The 20793-nt window shown below is 54.8% G+C and carries 24 protein-coding genes; 8 read left to right on the plus strand and 16 right to left on the minus strand.

The genetic code is table 11. The features are described from left to right. Window positions 1-53 precede the first annotated feature (53 nt). From Poly21_RS01875 to Poly21_RS26910, 7 genes are all read left to right on the plus strand, one after another. Complete coding sequence (locus tag Poly21_RS01875) at window positions 54-1034, plus strand: serine/threonine-protein kinase (RefSeq protein WP_146405344.1); 981 nt, start codon at window positions 54-56, stop codon at window positions 1032-1034. Continuing rightward, a complete protein-coding gene (locus Poly21_RS01880; RefSeq protein WP_146405345.1) occupies window positions 1031-1768 on the plus strand; it encodes a toprim domain-containing protein in 738 nt (245 codons plus the stop codon). The genes Poly21_RS01875 and Poly21_RS01880 overlap by 4 nt, the downstream gene beginning before the upstream one ends. A gap of 478 nt (window positions 1769-2246) precedes the next feature. After that, window positions 2247-4163 (plus strand): Xaa-Pro dipeptidyl-peptidase, encoded by a 1917-nt coding sequence (locus Poly21_RS01885; protein ID WP_146405346.1) that lies wholly within the window; start codon window positions 2247-2249, stop codon window positions 4161-4163. Between the two features lie 183 nt (window positions 4164-4346). Beyond that, window positions 4347-5039, plus strand: a complete 693-nt coding sequence (locus Poly21_RS01890; RefSeq protein ID WP_146405347.1) for a hypothetical protein — start codon at window positions 4347-4349, stop codon at window positions 5037-5039. Between the two features lie 606 nt (window positions 5040-5645). Then, a complete protein-coding gene (locus Poly21_RS01895; RefSeq protein WP_146405348.1) occupies window positions 5646-6254 on the plus strand; it encodes a hypothetical protein in 609 nt (202 codons plus the stop codon). 111 nt (window positions 6255-6365) lie between these two features. Next, window positions 6366-7502, plus strand: coding sequence for a hypothetical protein (locus tag Poly21_RS01900; RefSeq protein WP_146405349.1), 1137 nt, complete (start codon window positions 6366-6368; stop codon window positions 7500-7502). A gap of 34 nt (window positions 7503-7536) precedes the next feature. Beyond that, window positions 7537-7665 carry a hypothetical protein gene (locus Poly21_RS26910; protein ID WP_302117228.1) on the plus strand — a complete coding sequence of 43 codons (129 nt, stop codon included), beginning with the start codon at window positions 7537-7539 and terminating at the stop codon, window positions 7663-7665. Window positions 7666-8139: 474 nt separating this feature from the next. Here Poly21_RS26910 and Poly21_RS01905 read toward each other — a convergent pair whose 3' ends face one another. From Poly21_RS01905 to Poly21_RS26915, 5 genes are all read right to left on the minus strand, one after another. After that, entirely contained in the window at window positions 8140-8499 is a 360-nt protein-coding gene (locus tag Poly21_RS01905; protein WP_302117230.1) for a hypothetical protein, read from the minus strand. Window positions 8500-8685: 186 nt separating this feature from the next. Continuing rightward, window positions 8686-9792 (minus strand): hypothetical protein, encoded by a 1107-nt coding sequence (locus Poly21_RS01910; protein WP_146406778.1) that lies wholly within the window; start codon window positions 9790-9792, stop codon window positions 8686-8688. A 212-nt stretch (window positions 9793-10004) separates the two neighbouring features. Beyond that, window positions 10005-10883 (minus strand): IS3 family transposase, encoded by an 879-nt coding sequence (locus Poly21_RS01915; RefSeq protein WP_302117232.1) that lies wholly within the window; start codon window positions 10881-10883, stop codon window positions 10005-10007. After that, window positions 10880-11179 (minus strand): transposase, encoded by a 300-nt coding sequence (locus tag Poly21_RS01920; protein WP_302117234.1) that lies wholly within the window; start codon window positions 11177-11179, stop codon window positions 10880-10882. The genes Poly21_RS01915 and Poly21_RS01920 overlap by 4 nt, the downstream gene beginning before the upstream one ends. Before the next feature lie 54 nt (window positions 11180-11233). Beyond that, window positions 11234-11386 carry a hypothetical protein gene (locus Poly21_RS26915; RefSeq protein WP_302117236.1) on the minus strand — a complete coding sequence of 51 codons (153 nt, stop codon included), beginning with the start codon at window positions 11384-11386 and terminating at the stop codon, window positions 11234-11236. 179 nt (window positions 11387-11565) lie between these two features. On the opposite strand from Poly21_RS26915, the gene Poly21_RS01925 reads away from it, so the two are divergent. Continuing rightward, window positions 11566-13140, plus strand: coding sequence for a hypothetical protein (locus tag Poly21_RS01925; RefSeq protein WP_302117237.1), 1575 nt, complete (start codon window positions 11566-11568; stop codon window positions 13138-13140). Here Poly21_RS01925 and Poly21_RS26920 read toward each other — a convergent pair. The 11 genes from Poly21_RS26920 to Poly21_RS01975 all read right to left on the minus strand — a co-directional run bounded on the left by Poly21_RS26920 (window position 13042) and on the right by Poly21_RS01975 (window position 20721). Further along, window positions 13042-13563: an L-histidine N(alpha)-methyltransferase gene (locus Poly21_RS26920; protein WP_367302540.1), complete on the minus strand. Its 522-nt coding sequence runs from the start codon at window positions 13561-13563 to the stop codon at window positions 13042-13044. The two genes, Poly21_RS01925 and Poly21_RS26920, sit on opposite strands and share 99 nt — an antisense overlap. Before the next feature lie 52 nt (window positions 13564-13615). Continuing rightward, complete coding sequence (locus tag Poly21_RS01930) at window positions 13616-14479, minus strand: SDR family oxidoreductase (protein ID WP_146405352.1); 864 nt, start codon at window positions 14477-14479, stop codon at window positions 13616-13618. Window positions 14480-14656: 177 nt separating this feature from the next. Beyond that, window positions 14657-14944, minus strand: a complete 288-nt coding sequence (locus Poly21_RS01935; RefSeq protein WP_146405353.1) for a hypothetical protein — start codon at window positions 14942-14944, stop codon at window positions 14657-14659. Beyond that, on the minus strand, window positions 14944-15489 hold the full coding sequence (locus tag Poly21_RS01940) for a DUF4405 domain-containing protein (protein WP_011123288.1): 546 nt from the start codon (window positions 15487-15489) through the stop codon (window positions 14944-14946). Before Poly21_RS01940 ends, Poly21_RS01935 begins: the two co-directional genes overlap by 1 nt. 36 nt (window positions 15490-15525) lie before the next feature. Continuing rightward, entirely contained in the window at window positions 15526-16278 is a 753-nt protein-coding gene (locus tag Poly21_RS01945; protein ID WP_011123287.1) for a siderophore-interacting protein, read from the minus strand. A 78-nt stretch (window positions 16279-16356) separates the two neighbouring features. After that, window positions 16357-17097 (minus strand): SDR family oxidoreductase, encoded by a 741-nt coding sequence (locus Poly21_RS01950; RefSeq protein WP_146405354.1) that lies wholly within the window; start codon window positions 17095-17097, stop codon window positions 16357-16359. Between the two features lie 60 nt (window positions 17098-17157). Continuing rightward, window positions 17158-17583, minus strand: a complete 426-nt coding sequence (locus tag Poly21_RS01955; RefSeq protein WP_011123285.1) for a DoxX family protein — start codon at window positions 17581-17583, stop codon at window positions 17158-17160. Between the two features lie 74 nt (window positions 17584-17657). After that, window positions 17658-18326, minus strand: a complete 669-nt coding sequence (locus Poly21_RS26925; RefSeq protein WP_302117243.1) for a YciI family protein — start codon at window positions 18324-18326, stop codon at window positions 17658-17660. A 110-nt stretch (window positions 18327-18436) separates the two neighbouring features. Further along, window positions 18437-19813: an alkyl/aryl-sulfatase gene (locus Poly21_RS01965; protein WP_146405355.1), complete on the minus strand. Its 1377-nt coding sequence runs from the start codon at window positions 19811-19813 to the stop codon at window positions 18437-18439. Window positions 19814-19817: 4 nt separating this feature from the next. Then, window positions 19818-20270, minus strand: coding sequence for a MarR family winged helix-turn-helix transcriptional regulator (locus tag Poly21_RS01970; RefSeq protein WP_146405356.1), 453 nt, complete (start codon window positions 20268-20270; stop codon window positions 19818-19820). Further along, on the minus strand, window positions 20254-20721 hold the full coding sequence (locus Poly21_RS01975; RefSeq protein ID WP_146405357.1) for a hypothetical protein: 468 nt from the start codon (window positions 20719-20721) through the stop codon (window positions 20254-20256). The genes Poly21_RS01970 and Poly21_RS01975 overlap by 17 nt, the downstream gene beginning before the upstream one ends. Window positions 20722-20793: the final 72 nt, after the last annotated feature.

Here is a 20793-nt window from a genome sequence, read left to right on the forward strand (position 1 = left end):
CGAAAAACGTGTCCTCGCATGAGCTTGCTCCGACACGGTACAATGAGGATACCATGAACGAACCTACCATTATCCTATCAGGCACCGATCCTGATCTGCCCAAGCCGGTCCCGCCGGGGCTGAAACGATACACCGGATTGCGTGAGATGGCGCGGGGGGCTACCGCGGTATTGCAGTCCGCCTTCGATCCAGTGACCGGTCGGACCGTCGCGATCAAAAAATTGCTCCCCGAGAAGAAGTTCGATCGAATCGAACGACGTCGCTTGTTGCGGGAAGCCCGTGTGACAGCGCAACTCCAGCACCCCAATACTGTCCCCGTCTACGATATCGGCGACGACGATGTGGACGGCATCTATTTCACGATGAAGCGGATTTCGGGTGAAAACCTGTTCGAGATTCTCAAACGCATCGCCCGCGGTGACGCTGCCGCAATCGAAGCCTACCCGATTTCCTGGCGGTTGGAGATCGTCGAGGGCGCCTGCCAAGCCCTGGCCTACGCCCATGCCCGCGGGCTGATTCACCGCGACGTCAAACCGGAGAATATTTGGGTTGGAAACTTTGGCGAGGTGATCTTACTGGACTGGGGTGTCGCGAAGGTCTGGGGACACCCGGACGACAACCATCCCCTACAACAGAGTTCTCTGGCGATTCGGCCCGAAGCGGTGCGGGAGGAGATGGACTCCCCCCAAATGCAAACGCTCACCGCCGGCGGGCAGCGGCCTGGCACACCTCTGTACATGTCACCCGAACAAATTGTCGGCAATCGCACCATCGATGAACGCAGCGATGTCTTCAGCGTGGGTGTCGTGTTGTACGAAGTCATGGCGATCCGCGAACCCTTCCGCGGTAAAACGATCGATGAAACCTTTGACAACATCCGCCATCGCGAGATCGAACCACCGAGCGAACGCTCGCCCCAATACAACATCCCCAAAGCCGTTGATGACATCGTCGCCAAAGCCCTGCAAAAGCGACCGGAAAAACGCTACCAATCGATGCGCGAACTGATCTCCGATCTAAAAGATCTCGTGTGATCGCGTACGGAAAACAGCCGGTTCACTATCCATGTGCCGCTGTCGGTGAGATTCACACAGACATCCCCGGGCAGCCCCGGATCAGCGTGCCCGGGACGGAGTGCTTGATCGTCGAAGGCGATAGTGCCGCAAAGTCGGTCGATCAGGTCCGATGCACGCAACAGCAAGCGATTTTGGCCCTGCAGGGAAAACCACTCAATGCGGCCAAAGCCTCACGAGCGACCGCGATCAACAACGAAATTTTCCAGCGGATCTTTGAAACCCTGCTCGGCCGTCGACGCGGCGGCACAATGGACGCCGGCGAACTCTACCGGCAACTAGCCGACCCCGCAGCGTGCGTCTACGAAAAACTGGTCTTGCTGATGGACCCCGACGCCGACGGCATTCACTGTGGCGTCTTGATGATGGCATTTTTTCGGCGTTTCGCACCCGACTTAATTCGCGCAGGTCGAGTGATTGTCGTCCGGCCGCCAATGTTTGTATTTCGCCTCCCAGATCAACCTCAGCTCGACGTGCCGCAGTGGCCGGTTGCCTCCAGCCCCGAACATGCCGCCGCCATCGAGCAGACGCTTCGCGAGCACAACATCGATCGCTTTGAAAAAACGCGGCACCGAGGCCTGGGTAGTCTCGACAGCTGCCTACTACGACACTCCAGCGTCGATCCAACATCACGCCGCGAGCATCGCCTCACCGTCCCGGAAGTCGACACCGCTATCACCATGTTTGGCGGCTGATCTGTCGTCTTTCGCGCCGGGAAAGAAACGTTTCTCGCAACTTTGCCAACAGACGTCGATTCCATCACTGATCGTGTTTAACTCGCTGGTCCCATCCCCAGCCTCCTGCCCAGCGCCGAGAACGATTCGAACGAACGTAGGATGGGACCATCGTCCCGTCCGGCCCCTTTCTTCGGCACGCTCGGGACGACCATCCCCTGCTAGGGATCCAACAAAACACTGCCTAAAATAAAAATATCGCCAACAATTGTTCACCACACCAGGCCCCTGCCTGGGGACGCAGTGGCACCGCAGACGCCGCCTGCTGAGCACGAGGGGGAGGCGGCGCGCCCCAGGTGGTGTATCCCCACGCGTACCAAGACTGTCCTCATGCCAAAGCACCTCCCGAGGCTGCCGAAGTGAGTTATCATTGGGTGAAATCGTCAGCCACGGTTGACTTGTAAAACTATCACACGGATATCACCTGCGATTGGCCTCCATGCGAACACCTGCCCACCACCGCCTCGTCGTTCTCGCTCTGCTCTCCTGCGGTTTCGCCGGTTCACCACTCGTGGCTGCCGATGCATCCAACAAAGAGAAAACGCCAGCGAAACCGAAATTTGTCGATGGCGAGGCTGCCAAAGTCCCTGGGTTCTCCGACTCGGATTATTGGATTCGGCATGACCTGTGGGTGGAGACCGAGTTTGACTCTGACGAGGACGGCAAACCCGATCGCATGCACGTCGATGTCACCCGGCCCCGGCAAACCGACTCGGAGGGACTGAAGCTGCCGGTGATCTATGAAACCAGCCCCTACTTTGCCGGCACCGCACCCGATTCCGACGACTCGATGTGGTCGCCCAGACAAGAACTTGGCGCAACACCAACCCCCAGACCCACGATCGGCCCCTTCGAACGCTCGGGAGTCCGTCCGATCATCTCGAAAGACCTCGTCGCTGAGTGGGTGCCGCGTGGGTTCGTCGTCGTCCACTCATCTTCGCCGGGAACGGGCTTGTCCGAAGGGTGCCCGACGGTGGGAGGAGAAAATGAAGCGCTCGCTCCCAAGGCCGTCATCGATTGGCTTTGCGGCCGAGCAAAGGGATTCACGACGCCCGATGGCGATGAACCAGTGACCGCCTATTGGTCGACCGGCAAAGTCGGCATGACGGGCACGTCGTACAACGGCACCTTGCCGCTGGCGGCCGCCACGACAGGAGTCGAGGGACTCGAAGCGATCATCCCCGTTGCTCCCAACACATCTTACTATCACTATTACCGTTCGAACGGTTTGGTCCGCCATCCGGGCGGCTATTTAGGCGAAGACATCGACGTGCTCTACGATTTCATTCACAGCGGCAATCCCGAACTTCGCGAACACTGTGATTGCATCATCCGCGAAAAAACGATGTTAGCCAACATTGATCGCGAGTCCGGCGACTACAACGACTTCTGGGCGGGCCGTGACTATCTGAATCAACTCGATCATGTGCATGCCGCCACACTGATGTCGCATGGCTTCAACGATTGGAACGTGGTCCCCGAGCACAGCTACCGAATTTCAGCGGCGCTCAAAAAACAGGGCGTGCCCGTCCAGATTTACTATCATCAAGACGGACACGGCGGACCGCCACCCATGAAGATGATGAATCGTTGGTTCACGCACTATCTCTTCGGTGTGGATAACGGTGTCGAGAAAGATCCGAAATCCTGGATCGTCCGCGAGGGCAAGAAGCACGATGAGCCAACGTCTTATGCGGATTATCCAAATCCCGATGCAGCCCCGGTGGATCTGCACCTCGCTGGCGGTGCTCCGCAGCAGGGCAAGTTGTCGTTGGCGGAGGACGAGTCGCATGGCCGCGAGACACTCGTCGACAATTTCTCGTTTGACGGTGAGGCATTGGCCAAAGCGGATTGGACGGAACATCGGCTGATCTATGTCTCACCTGAACTATCGAAACCGGTGCATCTGTCAGGAACCGCCTCGATCCAGATTCGGCTGGCGTGCGATCGACCGGCCACCAATTTGTCGGTATGGCTGGTGTCGCTACCGTGGACAGACCGCGCCCGTGGCGGCCATATCAACGACAACCTGATCACGCGTGGGTGGGCGGATCCTCAGAACGCAGAGTCCATCCGGGAAAGCAAACCGCTCGTTCCGGGTGAATTCGTCGACATCAAGTTCGACTTGCAGCCCGATGATCAAATCATTCCCGCCGGTCAAAAAATCGGTCTGCTGATCATGGCGAGTGACCGTGACTTCACCCTGTGGCCCGATCCCGGCACCAAACTGACGGTCGATCTGCCCGCCACCAACTTGACGCTGCCTGTCGTCGGCGGCCCAGCGGCATTGGAAGAGGCATTCACCCCCAAGCCAACTCCCGAGCCGAATGCGGACAAAGGGAAGTCGAAGGAGTGACGGCGGGGAATCAAGAGGTCCACCGCCCTCATCCACGACCGTTTTTGATGCCAGTCACGCGTGTTCCCAGCGCGGGCTCTGACCTGCCCACCGTACCGCATCACGCCCGCATTTCCGAGCTGATTCTTCGTAGGTTGACGCACCAGGTCCGTTCTCTGGCCGAGAATTTGCACAAACTTTTGCTTGACCCAGCAATCCGGTCCCCAGATACTCGACAGACGCCAACCGGCGACAACATTCCCTCGAACCGGCGATAACGCCCCACTAGTCACCGAGGGAACCGAAGGTCCAACCGGCGATAACACCCGACGATCTACTTATCGCCGCATCGCCGCCGCACCAACCGACGATAATTACCTCGTTCTGGGATACAACGGACTCACGGTCATGGACATGAAATCGCTCAATCCGCTCAGTCTTCTTGAGAAGCTCATCAATGAGCATGGTTCGGCTGCGATTCGCGGCGATCAAATCGCGCTGCTCCGAGATCAATTGATTGCAACGACGAAGCGCCGTTCTGAGCTTGAAGCGGAGAACACAAATCTGCACGAAGAAACAAAGGTGCTCAGCCAACGAATCGAGGATCTTGAAACCAGGCTCAAAGAACTTGACCATTTGACATTCTCCGAAGATCACATACGAATTCTTGAGTTCCTGTCCACACACAACTTGGCGATTGATACTGACATTGCAAACTCAACTGACTTGCCGATTCTTACCGTTCAACATCACATCGACGAACTGCGTGAAAACAAATGCGTCTCTGGCGACTCCTGCCAGCATGTTGCGGACATGGCAGCAGGGCGACGCACTCCTACGCGATGGTCAGTTGAACCTCGCGGAAGGTCGGTTCTGTTTGAACATCAACAACAATAAATCCCAGAACAAACAAATGCACCCGAGTTGCGGATCGGGCGTTTCCTGAAATCAAAGTCTCTTGGCCGCAACCGGGTGATTTTACGCGTTCTCTCAACTATTGGCTACAAGTCTGGAAGGCAATGACCGACCCCAAGAGCACCCAACGCATCAGTCAGCTCCTGATCCTCTTGCCGGGTGTTACGAACGCCAGGTTGCGGCGATCTGATGCTTCGGCTGCGATCAACGCCGTCGTTGGTTGCGAATCGCTCGTTGGTTTTGATGCGATCGCCAGGTGTGCCGCTGGAGCCAACGTAATAGCTTCTCTAGGTCGTTCCGAATCGACGAGCTTCCGAAAGTTAGAACCTGTCCCGTTTTGGAATTGCGAAGTCCGTTTCGATGACGCAAAGGTAGAAAGTCCGTCGGTGTGCGAGCGTTTTGGTTTCTATGTCGCTTCATTTCTGTATAATGAGGCGATCATCGACGACACCTGCTTAGATGAGTTGGAGATGGCATGGTCCGTGCATTTTTCGAGAGAACCATGAAATGGACGGGAGTCGCGTTTTTTGGTCTGCTTGCACATCGTGCGCCCGTCCCGCGTGATGTCCGCCGTTATCCGATCGAGCTATGGACTTTTCTCGCCTGCTAAAACAATCTGATCGCCGATCTCAAGCGACTGCTGCCACATTCCTCGCTGGTACGGGTGGCGACGGAATGCCTTACGTTGAATTGACACTTCAGCGTTGCAAAGAACTTGACCTGACATCTGATCTCGACATGTGGGAGGATCGATTGTTTCAAGGTGGAACGCGAGGACTAGGCACTGTATTGAATGCCGCTGGATTCGACGACTCCGATCCATTGCACCGCGATGTACTCAATTGGATTGTTGGTGTAACGCGGATCCCGGTCGCCAAGATTCGAGCAATTGGCACTTGGGGGCTCGCAGACATCGGCATTCCGCCACAGGCTGTGATGGATCGCTTGATCGAGCTGTTGGCCGAAGAGCCACCAAGCGACGATGTTAACGTCGCGACCTGTCGTGGAACGGCGTATCGTATGCTAGTGCGTCTCGACTGGACTGTCGCTTCTTCGTTTATCGGACACGCTGCGTGCAATGATCATTTGTCTGCGCTCCGATCTTGGCGTTCAGCGATGCTTGACAATCCTAGCCCTGACACTCGTCGCATATCCGAGATTGACTTTGAATTGATGCGAATTGAGAATTTCGGATAACCATGGCATTCACACGGAGCGGCGCTTGCGGCCGAAGTTGGAATGGACAACTTTACCCTCCCCGCTCGGTGATGCCGGACGTTATTTGATTTTCGTCCGGCGTAGTTGACGATGGAGCTTACTGCCAGAAACTCGACCCTACATTCAATGTTAAAACGCTCTTCTTTGCTTCAATTGTCATTCGTGGTATCGATCGCCGCGATCGCGTTTGCTCTCGCCGCTTGGCAGCACCGCGAACCAGTTTTCCCGATCATGACTGTAGTCCACCCTGTTGCTTCGCCGTCAGGCGACAAGGTCGCTTTTGTGGCCATCCGCGGCGGACAAGGCGCAGGAGCGTCATCAGGAGTTGACTCTGATACGATCAGCTGCCAGTTGTCGGTACTATCGCGTACGAATGGTAGGATCAAGCACACGCAAGCTGAAGTCGGCTTCGACCCATATCCAATGACCTGGGGATCAAGCGAATCGAACTTGATCTTCGTTTCCAAAGCTGAACGTGACCGATTTCCTGGGCTCTTTGGTTCTTTGAAATCACTTAATTTGCGTTCATCCCAAGCGGCACAAATTTCACCAGGATATGTCGACAGGCCACGAGCTAGTCCTGAGCTTCAGTACATCGGATATATCTTTTCCAACACGACGACGGGCGGCAGTTCACTGAAAATCCAGCACCTGCAGACAGCGCAAGAAACGGAAGTGCATCCCGAAATAAATGCGTATCACTGGTGCTGGGGTCCTAACAGTAACTGTATCTATTACCTCAAGGACAGCGGAAATGGCGGGCTTGCGATTGCACGGTATGATTTGAACTCAATGATTGAAATGATCCTGTTTTCCGCAATCGAAACCGACATTCACTATCCATCGCACTTGATCGTATCACCAGATGATTTACACCTTGGCTTCCAGTACGGCGACAACTTTCGTCTTTTCGAGATCGAATCTGGAGCTACCGCTCGGGGCTTTAAGTGCGACTACTACTTCCAAGACTTTGTAAACTTTGATTGGAACAAAGCTGGCATCTGCTATCTTGACTCCGTCGCAGGAAAACGCGAAAAAGGCCCAGTACGCCTGATGGTGTACAATCCAGACACTCGGATTTCATCACTGATTGCGACTGAAGCATTTGCATATCCAAGTTGGCTTGATGAACGGACCATTTTGGTTCGCAAGGGCGATAACGAGCTCTGGGCCTACGATGCACTGAACGGCAAGTGTTCCATGCTTTATCGTCCGGCATGCAAATAACCAGTAAGCCTTTGACATCGCGAGGTACGAGCCGATGTTCAAGGGCTTTGTTCGGTCCATCCGGGTTTATCGTGGGTTTCGCAGCGGTGAGCCAGGTGTGCGGGATTTTCAAGGCATGTCGGTGGCGTCCGAAATCTTTGTCATGCTGATGCAGCTGTGGTAGGATCGTTTCGCCGGCAGAAGCGGAAGCAAACTCGAATGGCGTGGACTTAGGGCTTTTCTTCCGGTTTCACGGGCTCGACCGTGATCCGCTTGGCTCGGCTGGGGCGAGGTTTTTTCATCTTGGGATATTTTGATTGATTTCGGCGTTTGAGCTCGCGAGGCTCTTCGCGACCGGGTCGATCTCGGACCAACCGGGAAGTTGCCGACAGCACGATCCACATCAGATCGTGGGACGTTTCAAGTTCATCGCCGAAAGCTCGGGGACACCGAAAGCTCGGGGACACAGCACTTTGTCAGGCTAGCCGCCGTTGCCCCACATGAGCTCGATCGCAATTTGGGATGACTGCTGTGCCATTGGGGCCGGCCCGTGACAGCTTGAGCCAGGACTTTGTCTCAGCAAAGCGACATCGGTGCGCACCCCATCTTCATCGGTTCCTGCAACCGGATATGTGCACACCAATGTCAGCAAGATTCGCTACCCGCTCGTCGTCAGCAGCTCGCGAGCCCGGCGACGAAGGTGGTAGCGGCGGTCGGTCCGGTGACAGCGCATCGAGTCCACACACTCAGGACGACCCGCCACGCTGCAGAACAACCGTCCGAAGTCCTTCACCAGTTCACACCAAGTCGCCCTGTCCAGGCCAAGCCGCACCAGAATGGGCGGCACACCCGCAGCGGTGCGATGCTTACCAGGGACGGTTTGCCGGGCCGTCCAGTCTAGAAGCTCCAAGTAATCCGCAGCCCGCATGGCCAAGAATCCTTTGTCGCTACAGCGTTTTCCCGATGCACTCTCACACGGGCCCACCTGATCGGACGGCGAAGCTCGGGGACACAGCACTTTGTCAGGCTAGCCGCCGTTGCCCCACATGAACTCGATCGCAATTTGGGATGACTGCTGTGCCATTGGGGCCGGCCCGTGACAGCTTGAGCCAGGACTTTGTCTCAGCAAAGCGACATCGGTGCGCACCCCATCTTCATCGGTTCCTGCAACCGGATATGTGCACACCAATGTCAGCAAGATTCGCTACCCGCTCGTCGTCAGTAACTCGCGGGCCCGGCGACGAAGGTGGTAGCGGCGGTGGGTCCGGTGACAGCGCATCGAGTCCACACACCCAGGACGACCCGCCACGCTGCAGAACAACCGTCCGAAGTCCTTGACCAGTTCACACCAAGTCGCCCTGTCCAGGCCAAGCCGCACCAGAATGGGCGGCACACCCGTAGCGGTGCGATGCTTACCGGGGACGGTTTGCCGGGCCGTCCAGTCTAATAGCTCCAGGTAATCCGCTGCCCGCATGGCCAAGAACCCTTTGTCGCTACAGCGTTTTCCCGATGCACTCTCACACGGCCCCACCGGGTCGAACTGCTCGTCAATCGATACTGGCGAAAGAAACGCATCGCCACGAATTGTCGACCGGCGGCTCCGCGCGTCATCAGCCTCCCCGCCGTTTGCCTCACTGCAAGGCTCCCTAGCAACAGCGGCTTCCTCTACCAACGCTTCGATCCTGCGTTGTACCGAGGTGTGATCGCTCTGCTCCAGCGTTTCCGCAATCGCTGCACGGATTGGATTGAGATCCACGTACGCCGCACAGGCCAGCAGCGAGGCTTCATCGGCCAATCGTGTAGCGTGGTATCGATCTTGGAAAAATCGGCCGGTCTGCTCGTCCTCGCGATTTGCCCGTGTCGCCACCCGTTGGCACAGCAACCGCATCCACCAACTGAAACTACTCAGACGCTGGCGGATTTCCGCGCGTTTGACAGGACACCCGGCGATGGACTTGATCTCGGGATCAGCCGGTGTCATCGGTGAACCATCAGCTGTGCGGCGGTGGGGGCACAGCATCAACCACCGCCGTGCCACTTCCTCATCACTCCACGTTGCGACGACGTCGGGGCGCGAGCGCAAGATAAGATGAAAATGGTCTGACAAAATCGAAAAGCCAAGCAAGTCGATCCCAAAAAAGGAAGCGAATTGTCGCAAATGCTCCTCGATCCAGACCTTTCTGTGGTCGAAGTTCTTACCGGAGAACGGATCGTCTCCCAACAGAAAGCACCTCCGACACACGCGAGTGTACACATGGGCGATGGCCACCTCATCGGGATCAAAGATTTCACAGCGTGCCATTCGGGACATCACCCACCTCGCATTCTCAAGAACTTTGCCGCCAGCCTTCAGAATCAGCCTATCCCCCTGCATGGATGGAGTCAAATTCTTCGCAAAAGTGCTGTGTCCCTCTTGTGGTGTCGTGTCCCTCTTGTGGTGTCGTTGCTTGGTGAGCTGCAGCATCGCACCGATGCCGCCCGCTGCGATTGAGGTGGTGACCTGATCCCGGGCGCGCTCAGGGCTTATTCTCGACCTGGGTGAGTGGATTCAAACTGGTTGGGTGTTTGGTAACCAAGGCTCGAGTGCTTCCGATCTTGGTTGTAATAGCTGAAGTAACTTCCGAGTTCGCACTCGCCTTCAGCTACAGTCTCGTATTCGGTCATCTCGAGTTCAGTCTTGATTGTTCCAAAGCAACTTTTCATGACTGCGTTGTCATAGCAGTCGCCAGCGCGACTCATGCTCTGTCGAATCGATGACCGCTTGAGGATTTGGCGAAAGCGGATGCTGGCGTACTGGCCACCGCGATCGCTATGGTGGATCAATTCACCGCCAGGCTGTCGAATCATAATCGCATCCTTCAGACTTCCAATGACCAGTTGCTCGGTCATTGTTACATCCATTTTCCATCCGATGAGTCGTCTTGAAAATCGATCCATGATCATGGACAAGTAGGCGAAGCGGCGATCTGCGAGTGGGACGTGCGTAATGTCAGCGACCCACAGTCTGTTGACCGCGTTGAGTTCGAAAGAATCCAGGAGTAAGTTTGGGCTGTACCCCAGCCGGTGCCGACTGTCAGTGGTCTTTGGCTGAAACGACTTGGGCTGAATCGCCTTTAAATTCTGCATTTTCATCGATTCCGCAACCGTTCTTCGGCAAACGATGATGCCGCGGTCAGCTAATTCACTGGTGATACGTCGGGATCCATAGCGTCGCCGATGCTTCCAGAAGATGTCGATGATTATCGGGCAAAGCTCTTCTGCTCGCGTTGATTCATCTAGTTCAGTCGCCTTTTGGAATCCGTAAAACGAGCTTCGTGAGAGCGACAGAACCTGACAGACCTCGGTGGCTGATGCATTCGTCGAATCAATCACTTCTGCCGCCGCGACAAGTCGATCATTCAATCGCTTCGGCTGAAAATAGATAAGGCTTTTTTTAAAATGTCACGTTCTCGCTCGACTCTCTTCAGCTCGGTTTCAAGGTCTCTCACTCGGCTGTCGAGCGACGAAGCAACTGGACCGCTTTGCCGCAACTGCTCTCGCTTCCATCGGTACAACAAGTTTGTACCTGTCAGGCCGAGCCGTTCGACGATTGAACTCGCGGTATGACCGTCGAGCAACATCTGAACCGCATCGTTCTTAAATTGAACGGTGAACTGACGTCGTGACTTGATGGTGTCTTTGAGGGGCTTCTTGCTCATTCTGACAATCTCCTAGAGCGGCCATCCTAAGCTCTGAGCGCGCCTGGGATCAGGTCACCACCTCAGATCTTGCTGCTTGTCGGCGAGTTCGTAACTGATGGCAGGCGGTGTGATCATTGGCGACGACCAAGGCCCCTCGAACTTAACGATTCGACGTCGCATTTTTCGCTTGCGTTCTTTGGCTTTTCGTCGTAGCTTAGCGTTCACTCGAAACCCTCGTTTGCGTGCGTGGAGGGTGCATTCCCATTCTACGGACATGTTTGCTAGCAAATTGCATTCGTCTTTGCCCCGTTTTCGCCTGATTTCCCGAGGTTAGAATTGATCGCTTTGATGGATCAATTCTAACTCGTGGCAAGGATGCTGGTGACCTAATGGAGGGAATGACCGTGGATGGATCGCATGGCAAATTGATCGAATCAAATCAAGAAATGATTCTTCGCTTTACTTCTCAGATCAGTGTCGACGCAGTGCAATGGACACAGCAACTGATCAACTGCCCAGGCGACCTGGAATCCATCGAACGCAGGGTGCATCGGGCGTACGCTCGCGGAGCCGACTTGCTGGTTGCTGGCTTGATGGCGGCGACTATCAAAGAGGGCAAGGTTTTGGAGGCGGCTGAACAAACCAGGAGAGAATTTTCTCGTCCGCTTCAGAAGGGTCGCGAGCGCTCCGTCGCCGTTCAACTACTCGGGGGCATGATCGTTTGGGCGGTCACCTTGTACTGCGCTCCCAAGAAGAAACGCTTTCGTAAAGACGACGCGCCGCGGGTCGGGCTAGACATTACTTTATCGCAGTTCGGATTTGGCAAAGGCGTCTCGCCCGGGTTGCAAAGCAAGGTGGCCCGTCAAATGGCGTTGTGTCCTTCGATCGCGTTTGCTCACAAGGAGCTAACTCGTGAGGGGATTGATCTCGACATCAAGACAGTCAAGCGAATCACCTATCAGTGCGGTGCAGGATTATTGGCATTGCGACGACACCGCATTGCACTGTTGCGGAGCAAGCAACTCAAAGCGTCCGGCGAACTATCGGGCAAACGCGTGTCGGTGCAAATCGACGGCGGGCGAATGAAAATTCGTGGCGAAATGAAGCTAAAATCCACTGTCATTGAACCAACCGATGAAAACGGCTTGCTGACTGGTAACGCACCAGGACGTTCCAAGAGCACGCCACGTCGAACGTTTTCGGCGGATTGGCGTGAGCCGAAGCTGATGACGATCTTCATCCATGACGAGCATGGCAAGATGGTCAAGAAAACCAAAGCAACCATCGACGGGACGCTGCTTGGTCCTGATGCGATCGCCGAGGTGGTGGCAATGCATCTTCATCGGCTTGGTGCGGCGGAAGCCCTCAGTGTGACGTTCGTCGCCGATGGTGCTCCCTGGATCTGGGATCGTATCGACCGCATCATCCAGCTTGCCGGACTGAAGGATGTCCCGACCTATGAAGTCTTGGATTGCTGCCATGCAGTGCATCACATTTCGCAGGCACTGGCTTCATTGGGCCTAAGCGTCGAGGAACGAAACCCGTTGTATCGTCACCTCCGCAGCCAGCTTCGAAACGGCCAATGGCAACAGGTCGTTGACGACTTGAATGAACTACAAGGCACCGACAAACCGAACGTAGCACTTGCGACTGAGATTTCTTATCTTCATCGTCACGGCGAAGCGGGGCGTTTGAAGTATGTACGCTTCAAACAACTTGGTCTTCCTTGCGGAAGCGGTGCGATCGAGAGCGGTATCCGTCGAGTGATCAATCTACGGCTCAAAAGCAATGCGATGTTCTGGAAGAGTGAACATGCCGAGTCGATGCTTCAAGTACGCAGCCAAGTGGTTCCTGATCAATGGGATCAAGCAATGTCGGACCTATCGGAGTTCCGTCGCACCGAAGCCCATGACAGCTGGGACTGGGAACCGGAAAACATGAGCATCAAAATTGAAGACTCTCCTGCCTTGGCGACCTAATCCCGTAAATCGCTTGTCTTCAGCGTCCTTTTTAGGGGAATGCACCCTTCCAGGATAGCTTGAACGCAAGTCGTCGGCTGTCATCAAAAGATGTTCTTCTGAAACGTCGACTGGCACGTAGGCCACCGGATCAATCAGTGCATCCAGCAGAATTCGAGTCTTGATCGAACTGCCGCTGCCGAATTCAATCAGCATAACACGCCGATCAATTTGGTGTGCGATCGCGTCTGCGTTTTCACTCGTGATGGCGAGTTCCGTTCGCGTCAGATAGTACTCGTCGAGTTCGCAGATCTCATCAAACAGTCTTGATCCGGCACCATCATAGAAGTATTTGCAAGGCAGCGTTTTTTTCGGTTTCTGAAGTCCTTCGATGACGTCGGCAAAGAAGTTCTCGCTGGCATGATTTTGTTCGAGCGTATTGATAGTGTCGGTCCCGTTAAATCAATGTTGAGAAAATACCCAGGCACGGACGGTGCTACTCTTGTGCTGAGTTAGCCTTGAGTCGGTCAAAGTATGCTTTCCAGCCTTGGTGCTTGCGACCAGCAGCAAGGCAAAAATGGCTTTCGTTATTCACGGCTCCGTTGCGGATGCCTTCATAGATGCCCGCAATTACCGTGCCGAGGAACTCGCCGAGTTCTGCAATGCGGTCTTCGCGATACTCGCCAACTGTCATGGTGCGATATTTCAGCTCCGTACCATACGCGTCGTTCAAGTACTCGGCCAACTTTCGCTGTGTGATCGCTTCGCCGTGCAGATTGTACGTCTGGCCGTCGTGCTTCGATTCCGTCAACATGCGGGCGTAGGCAAAGGCCAGTTCGCCGCGAGTTGTGTAGCCGCACTTTGCGTCACCAGCGCAGTTTGCAATCTCACCACGTTGTTTGTAGGTCTCGATGTACTCGACATCTGGTTCAATATAGATACCGTTGCGACCGATCACCCACTGAAGGCCGCTGTCGCGAACGTCTTCTTCCGCCTGGCGATTACTTTGGACAACAGGTGAGAACGCAGTGCCTTCTTCTGCGCCTTGAATGCTGGTGTAGACAATCTTGCTAACACCCGCCTCCTTGGCAGCTTCGATGACGTTGCGATGTTGACCAATACGCTTCGTGGGAGCGTCCATTCCAGAAACGAGTAACAATGCGTCGATACCGCGAAGTGATTCCCGCAATTGATCGCGCAACGTGTAGTCGCCCTGGCGTACTTCGACACCGAGCGATTCGGCTTTGCTAGGAGTGCGTGCAAGTCCGATAACGTTCTCTTTGCCGACGATTTCAACGGCGGCGTGGACAATTGATCCGCCCAAGTTTCCGCTGGCGGCAGTGACGGCAATTTTTGTCATTGAATTCTTCCTACTCATAGATTTGTGCGTGGTCGACGAGGGTAAGCTACCAACTGATCGCTGCCCGTTGGCTTGGGCTTGTCCAATTCAACATCGAGCAACGACTTCGGATCGTCGATTGGCAAGTATCGAGTGAGTGCAACAGCTCTCATCTTATTCTGCTGTGTGAGGATTCCATTACTGCTGAGTTGCTCTTCGAAAAAATCGGCGGATCAATCGTCGGATTCCAAGCGTCACCAGAGCCGGCACGCCCATTAAAATCGCAATTTTCAGCAGGGGACCAATGAACCGGATTGCCCCACTGGGATCACTTCCTTTCACCCCCTCGCCAACATCGGACGCGGCCCCCGCCCTCATTCCCGCCGCCCACTGAGTCTGATAGAGTGGTGCGATTAGTAACACGACGATGGAAGCAGCGACCACGATGAACAGGATTGGCCGAATGGTCTCGCGTAACGCTGGCATTACGGATCAACTCCTTCCGCGGCGCTAGATTGTCTAAGTCGGTGCAAAACATACTTTTTGACATTGGTCGCAATCCATTTCCAGTGCATCGCTAAATGGATTCCAATCACGAGCATCAGAAGGTTGGCACTGATGTCATGGATAGCGGACCAAAATGGGTCAATCGTGAAACGAATTCCCAGTGCTGGCAACGCCGCTTCCGAAATGACCACTCCTGAAAAAGTCGCCGTCACAAACAGGAAAAACAGCATCCAGTCCAGCACATAATTGAAACGAGCGTGACCGGGAGTCGGATTGAAAAAGCGTCGAGTCGTGTTGACAATCCACTGCCAAGCGAAGATTAGATGCAGGAAAAATGGAATGATGATCAGGAAGCTCGCCCACTCATGGACCGTGATTCCAGTCGCCTGCGGCGCGAGCACCAGTACCATGCCGACAAACATGCAGAGATCGAGCCAAACGCGTACTCGCGCGGCGTTCGCCTTTCCTTTCTGAGTGGTTTCTTGTTTCGTCGCGTAAATCTCACTGGTCCCTTTATGACGCATCGCTTAATTGAAGACTGGCTCGGCAAGTCGTTGGCCCTACCTGGTTCCGCCAACTTGTTCGCTGTCTAGTCGTTTGGCCTTTTTGTGACCCTCATCGGATTGACCAAGCTTCCAATAGCTCGATAGATAGAGGTGTGTTTTCGGAAGATTGTTATGCTCTTGCAAGAAGGTCCTCAGCACACGCATGCTATTGAATTCACAGGCGGCCCAGACGGCGGGTTGTCCTTCCAACCAGGGCAATGCTCGAATCTTGGAAGCAAGGAACAAACCATCGACCTTGGGGCGTGAGTTGATCTCCCAGTGCAGTTCAATGTTTCGCGGATGCGTCAGTTTTTGGATGTCGGCACGACTGGGAACTTCAATTACAGCGTAGCCGACAGCGTCCTCCGGCAGTTGACTGAGGTGGACGCTGATCGCGGGAAGTGCGGTCATGTCTCCCGCCAGCAGAAACCAATCGGCGGAATGGTTGATTAGTTTTTTAGGCCCCGGTCCGGCGACTGTAATGCGGTCTCCTGGCTGAGCGTCGATCGCCCAGGTTGACGCCGGACCCGGCGAGTCATGCAAGACGAAGTCGATATCAATCTCGGTTGGTCGCTGATGCCTTACCGTATAGGTTCTCAGAAGTGGCTTCTGGCCATCGCGTTGAGGAATTAGCAGCTTCAAATAGGCGCTTTCCTGGTCAACGGGGAATGCCGAAAGGGCATCGCCACCTAACGTGACGCGCAGCATATGCTCGGTGATCGGTGCGGAACGAATCACTTCCAGTTCCATCGTGGTGCGACTAGCCATGGGTTGAATCTCTGCTTCTGGAGGTATCGGATGGATTCAAGTTTTCACTCAAACCGGGGGCATCTTGAACGATCGCACTCAGACCATGCCGCCATTGGCGCGCAGGGTCTGACCGTTGACCCAAGCTCCATCCGGCCCAGCGAGAAAGGCCACAACATTGGCAATGTCTTCGGGAGTCCCCAATCGTTCAAGCGGCGACGCTTTCGACAACTTCTCGACTAACTCATCGGACTTGCCTTCTAGGAACAATGCGGTGCCCGTCGGTCCGGGAGCGACTGCGTTGACCGTGATGTTTCGTCCGCGCATTTCCTTCGCCATGATCGCCGTCATCGTTTCGATGGCGGCTTTGATGCCCGCATACACGCCGTATGTTTCAAACTTCATCCCGACGACCGTGGTGGAGAAATTGATGATCCGCCCGCCATCCCGCAGGCGAATTCCAGCCTCGCGCATGCCGTTGAATGTGCCTCGAAAGTTCACAGCAACCTGAGCGTCAAAGATCGCGTCGTCGCAGTCCGCGATCGAAGCCAGTTTCATGATGCCGGCGTTATTCACCAGCACATCGACACCACCGTAAGCTGCCTCGGCGCTGTCGAACATCCGTTTGACCGCGGCGGAATCGGAAACGTCCGCCTGGACTGCGATGGCATGACCGCCTTCGGTCTCGATTGTGTTCACGACCTCGCTCGCGGGATCCTTACTGCCAGAATAATTGACGAGGACGTTGAACCCATCTCTGGCCAGACGCTTGGCGACGGCTGCCCCGATCCCACGCGACGAACCGGTGACGATTGCAGTTTTTTTGGTTGTTTCATTCATGTCAGTCGACCGTTGGTGTGTGCAGAATAGGGTTGTATCAGGTGTAGATGATGCCACCCATCAAACAGCATCGGACTCCTGCGTTCCAAAGAGCTTCTGATCCAGCGAGAACTCACCGGGCCCTGTGACAAAGATCACGGCATACACAGCGAGGTAGACCGCTGCCAGTTCTTTTACCTTCCATGGGTCACTGCCGTGAACCAAGAAGAGTGCAACACACATTGTGAACGCAAGGTTCAAAACGGCGAATCGTGTGCCAAGTCCAAGGATCAATAGTACCGAGCAACCGACTTCGGCACCGATGGCGCAGAGAAGGCTTAGCTGATGTCCCATTCCTAGCGGATCAGGGAAGCTTTCAGCCATCGCCGTAAAGCCCATCAACTTTTGAATGCCATGGACAAGCATGAAGCAGCCAAAGGCAATGCGTAAGCCAAGCATGCCGAGTGAAACTTGTTGGGGGGTTCCAAGTAATAGTCGTTGTTTCATTATCTTGTTCCGGATGATGTTTTCGTTTTAGTTTCGCGAATCGTAGCGGACGACATTCAATCGTCGTGTGTTGCTTAGTTCAGTTCAGCTTTGCGAGACGACAGATTCCAATGGATCGTTAGACGTCCCTCGTTCAGCAACCATGGTCGCACGACATACGACCGCGCTCCCTTCGCGTGCATCGGATCGGCATCAGCAATTTTTCGGGCCTCCGTAGTATCGTCTGCGCGCACGATGATCATTTCCTCGCCTTCGCAAAACTTTTCGTCCGATGTCCAGAACGGGCCCGCACCAAAAAGTATCCCGTTCTTTTCGATCTTTCTCTGGTAGTCGAGGTGTTCCTCCAGAACGTCCATCATGGGAGCAATCCCATTGGTCAACGTGGTGAAGATTGCATAGAGCTGCAATTGCATCATGCTGGTCGTTGCGTTCAACGATTTTTCTTTTGGAAACGACTCTTTGACCTTTGCGGAACTTGCTTCCTGGCCCAACGAAACTTTTGCGTTTCCCGAGTTTGTCGACACCTTGGTTGCTCGACCGGCATTGGAACCAGCAGGCAATTCATTGAGCCCGCTTTGCTCCTGTTCCGCTGCTGGTTTCGGCTCCTCACGAACTTCGCGAGCGACGGTGAGGGAATAGTTGCGTGCGGTTGCGTTGACCAGCTTTCGAGTCGCGGCGTTGTCTTGTGCGAACAGCGGGGTTGTTAGAAGCAGAAGTGTGATTGAAAAGTATCGTTGAATCATCTTGGATTCTTTCAGGGGAAGGGGGAAGATCGAACGTGGCGGGGGCTTCCAGCGGTAGCATTCACTGGGAACTGCGACTGGAAGCCCCAGTCACTTTGAACAAAGAGTGACTAAAACCACAACTCGCTCAACTGTCCGGATTCAAGCTCGTTGGCATAGCTCAAATAGTAGTTTCGGTTAGGCGCGTTGTACTCGCGTGCCGCCAATTCTCGCAGCGCCTCGATTTTCACCGTGCGGGCCAGCTTTCGATCTCCATCATCCAGCCATTTCAAATGTTCCGAAAGCTCAAGTGCCCATTGGTAATCTTGATTCGCCAGTGCGGCGTTCATCTGTTCGGTTAGCTTATTTATGCCACCCGCCAGCTTGGCAATCTTTTGCGCCTTGACCTTGGGTTCCAACGGATTCAACGGATTCAACGTCGTCGGATTGCCGTCGTACCATCCAAGCAGCCCCGCATAGATCGCTCGCACTGCATGAGGAACCGATCCATAGAACTCGATGAGGTACGGTTTGTCTTTCAAATGCTCTGGCAACTTGACTTCGTGAGCGAGTTGGTCGGGACCTTTGCCGGCGTTGATGCCTCGCACCGTTTGGTCGTACACACTGCGAATCGCTTCGCTGTAATCCTTCAGTGCCGTCGTCGCCGCTTCCTGTCCTTGGATCGGCATCGTGTGGCCAGGAACGACAACGTGTGGTTTCAGCGCGGCCATCTTCCCAACGCTTTCGGACCAATTCAGCACGTCGCGATAGGCCGTGCCCCGAATCGCGTACAGGTTTGGAAAGGAGCTGTAGAAATTGTCGCCCGCCAGCAACACCTTCTCCTTCGGGAGCCAGATAAACATCGCATCGTCGGTTTCCCCTGGGCCGATGTGGAATTCGATTTCGACACCCGCGATCGTCGTTTTGAGTCCGCTGCTGGGAACGGTAACGGTCGGTGGAAGGAATCCTTTGCCGCGGTCGCCATCGTCGGTACCCGCCGGTGCAACACCGCGGTTGGTAATCTCCGACGACGAGAGCTTCCGTCCGAACTGGCGAATATTTCGCTTCTGCGTTACCGGATCAACCGCTTTGTTGACGCCCTCGGCCGAACCAAAGGTCTCCGTGCCATAGATGTCCGGTTTCTCATCGCCGACAAAAGCACTGGCTCCACCAATGTGATCGCCATGGCTGTGAGTGTAGATGATCGCCTTGACCGGCTTGTCGCTGTATTGCCGAAAAGCTTCAGCCGCTTTGGACGCACTGGTTGGACCGAAAAGAGTATCGACGATAATCACGCCGTCCGTTCCGACGATCATTGAGGTGTTCGCTCCGTGGAACCCAACCGCGGTGTAAACGTTGTCCGCAACTCTGACAACTCCCTTCTCGAACTGTTGCTGCTGAGCATTGAGCATCCGAAGTGCCGTGTCGGGCTCGACCTGCGTTTGTCCGCTGGCAACACCAGCGACCGTTACCATCAAGAGGCAGAGAGTAGCGAAAAGCTTTTTCATAAGACTATTCCTTTGAAATGTGTTTAGTTAAGTTTTTCTGCATCTTTCGCAGAACGTTTTGCGTTGCTTTCAGCTCCGACTTCGAGATGCCCTTCAATGTGGTTTTTCGCAAGTCGTCTAACAGCGGCAGGACGGTTTGAAGTTTTTGCTCGCCTCGGCGAGTTAAGCCGACCATCACGATCCGAGCGTCTTCACTCGATTCGGTCCGCTCGACAAACTTCTGTTCAACGAGTCGATCCAACTGGCGTTTCACGGTCGTTGGATCACGAATCATTAGTGACGCCAGCTCGTTCATGCTCAGCGGCTGGCCGGCATCCAACAAAGTGATCAATGTTTGCGTTTCCTCTGGCGAAAACGGCCAACCAGCACTCTTCAGCACCGCAGCCATTCCCGAACGAATCAAATAGGCGACACGCCCGATCGCGAATCCGGGCGAGGATTCAGAATCGAAGTGCATGGTCGCCTCCGGAAGAATCCTGGATCGGGCCGGTCGTAGGCCCAGCAAAGATCGGCCGATACCAGTCGAAGTAGCAGTAAATCAGCAGAGCACAGGCTCCGAAATCGGGAAGCCCGACGACAAGGTATTGATGAGCAAAGAAAATGACGTACAGCAAGATATTGAACGCATAGGGAAGCGCCATCAGGATCGCGAGTGGCGTTGTCCGCGGGAAGAACATCAGCCCGCCAGCGACCGTTTTGAGCAAGCCAACCCAAAAAATCAGGTAGCCAGTTTTCTCAAGCGCGAGCATGAATTGATCGAGCTCAGTTGGCGGATCGCCCACCGGGTACCCATTCATGCCGAAACCCATCGTCATGATCCCGGTTCCGACAAGGAACAACGCGAAGAGTATCCGCACGACGAAGGCGAGACGCGGGAGTCGAACGCTGCGTTTTTCTAAAGTGGGCATATCACTCGATTCAGTCGCGGACGGGGCATGTAGCTGTATAGTACAGCTATATGCCTGCGAGTCAATGCTTAT

This window comes from Allorhodopirellula heiligendammensis (genome assembly GCF_007860105.1).
Classification (GTDB): Bacteria; Planctomycetota; Planctomycetia; order Pirellulales; family Pirellulaceae; genus Rhodopirellula; species Rhodopirellula heiligendammensis.

Bases quoted from the DNA above. Each gene is read 5' to 3' on its own strand.
- Poly21_RS01875 (WP_146405344.1), top strand. From the start codon at position 54: ATGAACGAACCTACCATTATCCTATCAGGCACCGATCCTGATCTGCCC.
- Poly21_RS01885 (WP_146405346.1), top strand. From the start codon at position 2,247: ATGCGAACACCTGCCCACCACCGCCTCGTCGTTCTCGCTCTGCTCTCC.
- Poly21_RS01895 (WP_146405348.1), top strand. From the start codon at position 5,646: ATGGACTTTTCTCGCCTGCTAAAACAATCTGATCGCCGATCTCAAGCG.
- Poly21_RS01900 (WP_146405349.1), top strand. From the start codon at position 6,366: ATGGAGCTTACTGCCAGAAACTCGACCCTACATTCAATGTTAAAACGC.
- Poly21_RS26910 (WP_302117228.1), top strand. From the start codon at position 7,537: ATGTTCAAGGGCTTTGTTCGGTCCATCCGGGTTTATCGTGGGTTTCGC.
- Poly21_RS01910 (WP_146406778.1), bottom strand. From the start codon at position 9,792: ATGTCCCGAATGGCACGCTGTGAAATCTTTGATCCCGATGAGGTGGCC.
- Poly21_RS01920 (WP_302117234.1), bottom strand. From the start codon at position 11,179: ATGAGCAAGAAGCCCCTCAAAGACACCATCAAGTCACGACGTCAGTTC.
- Poly21_RS01930 (WP_146405352.1), bottom strand. From the start codon at position 14,479: ATGACAAAAATTGCCGTCACTGCCGCCAGCGGAAACTTGGGCGGATCA.
- Poly21_RS01935 (WP_146405353.1), bottom strand. From the start codon at position 14,944: ATGCCAGCGTTACGCGAGACCATTCGGCCAATCCTGTTCATCGTGGTC.
- Poly21_RS01940 (WP_011123288.1), bottom strand. From the start codon at position 15,489: ATGCGTCATAAAGGGACCAGTGAGATTTACGCGACGAAACAAGAAACC.
- Poly21_RS01945 (WP_011123287.1), bottom strand. From the start codon at position 16,278: ATGGCTAGTCGCACCACGATGGAACTGGAAGTGATTCGTTCCGCACCG.
- Poly21_RS01950 (WP_146405354.1), bottom strand. From the start codon at position 17,097: ATGAATGAAACAACCAAAAAAACTGCAATCGTCACCGGTTCGTCGCGT.
- Poly21_RS01955 (WP_011123285.1), bottom strand. From the start codon at position 17,583: ATGAAACAACGACTATTACTTGGAACCCCCCAACAAGTTTCACTCGGC.
- Poly21_RS26925 (WP_302117243.1), bottom strand. From the start codon at position 18,326: ATGATTCAACGATACTTTTCAATCACACTTCTGCTTCTAACAACCCCG.
- Poly21_RS01965 (WP_146405355.1), bottom strand. From the start codon at position 19,813: ATGAAAAAGCTTTTCGCTACTCTCTGCCTCTTGATGGTAACGGTCGCT.
- Poly21_RS01970 (WP_146405356.1), bottom strand. From the start codon at position 20,270: ATGCACTTCGATTCTGAATCCTCGCCCGGATTCGCGATCGGGCGTGTC.
- Poly21_RS01975 (WP_146405357.1), bottom strand. From the start codon at position 20,721: ATGCCCACTTTAGAAAAACGCAGCGTTCGACTCCCGCGTCTCGCCTTC.